The organism is Streptomyces sp. NPDC059851, from assembly GCF_042732005.1.
Lineage (GTDB): Bacteria > Actinomycetota > Actinomycetes > Streptomycetales > Streptomycetaceae > Streptomyces.
The window spans coordinates 1-1136 of record NZ_JBHWJJ010000310.1; the positions used below are offsets into that span (position 1 = coordinate 1).

1 protein-coding gene and 1 pseudogene are annotated in these 1136 nt (G+C 68.9%); both read right to left on the reverse strand.

The window, feature by feature from the left end; genetic code table 11:
• Positions 1-152: 152 nt before the first annotated feature.
• Positions 153-644, reverse strand: a pseudogene (locus ACFV7Q_RS38925) (class I SAM-dependent methyltransferase); the annotation flags it as partial.
• A 143-nt stretch (positions 645-787) separates the two neighbouring features.
• The coding region (locus tag ACFV7Q_RS38930; RefSeq protein WP_385435685.1) for a hypothetical protein at positions 788-1136 on the reverse strand (349 nt) is incomplete at its 5' end.

The window sequence follows — 1136 nt, forward strand, 5'->3', positions numbered from 1 at the left end:
CGGAATCGCCCGCCTGCACAACCTCACCCTCGCCGGCTGACAAGAACACGCAGGTCACCCGGCACACCAAAGATCATTTGCGGGACAACCCTTAGGCGAGCTTCATCCACGCAGTTGTCTCCACCGACCCGTCCTCGGCCACGACCCACGCCCTACGGGCGGCGGGCCAGCAAGTGGGTGTCGAGGAAGCCTCGCTCGGACGCTGGGTCGTGGAGCAGCCGGGCGAACGTGACGAGCCCGGCCGCGGCCAGCAGCTCGGCGAACCGGTCCGCCGGCCAGCTATATGCGGGCGTCACCTTGTGGTCGAAGCGGACCGGCTCTGGTCCATCGGTCCCGAAGAAGGACACCAGAAGTAGGCCCCCTGGTGCCAGGACACGCACCTGCTCGGCGAGCAGCGCGGGCAATTCTCCAGGTGGGGTATGGATCATCGAGTAGTGGGCCAGCACTCCGCCGAGTGCGCCGTCCTCGACCGGCAGGGCCTCCATTCGCGCTTCGTCGAACCGCAGCGCCGGCTGGGCCCGCCGTGCGTGGTCGACCATGGCCGGGGAGAGGTCGAGGCCGAAGGCGTCCAGCCCCAAGTCGTGCAGCATGGCCGTCAGATGACCGGGGCCGCACCCGACGTCGGCTACCCGCAGGTTCCCCGTCTCGTGGGCGCGGCGCAGGGCTGCGGCGGGGGAGTCGGCGACGCCGGTGAAGACGTGCACGCCGTGGCGGTCGGGGTGGTGGCTTTGTACACGAGAGAGTTTGGGAGTCACTCACGGCCCGGCGGGTGGTTTACGGGTGTGAGTCAGAGCTCGCCGCGGCGTGCGAGCTGCTTCACCGCGTTCTCACGGATGATCTCGTTCTCGGCGTCGCGCGAGCCCTCGAGGGCGTCCCAGGCTTCCTCGCTGGGAATGCCGCCGAGCGCCCAGATCGCCTTCACCGCGGTCGGCAGCGGCATGCCCGCATTGCACCCCGCGCACGCGTACGCCCCCAGACTCGCAGACCACACCTCGCCTCCCCGGTGAATCGGTGGGCAGCCGTCGGAAGCGGGAAGCTCATTGAGCTTTTTCAACGTGGCCACTGATCGGGTGATCGGGGTGGCCGCGCAACGGGCGAGGCCCTCGGGTTGTTGAGCGGGATGTCTGACGTCCGTA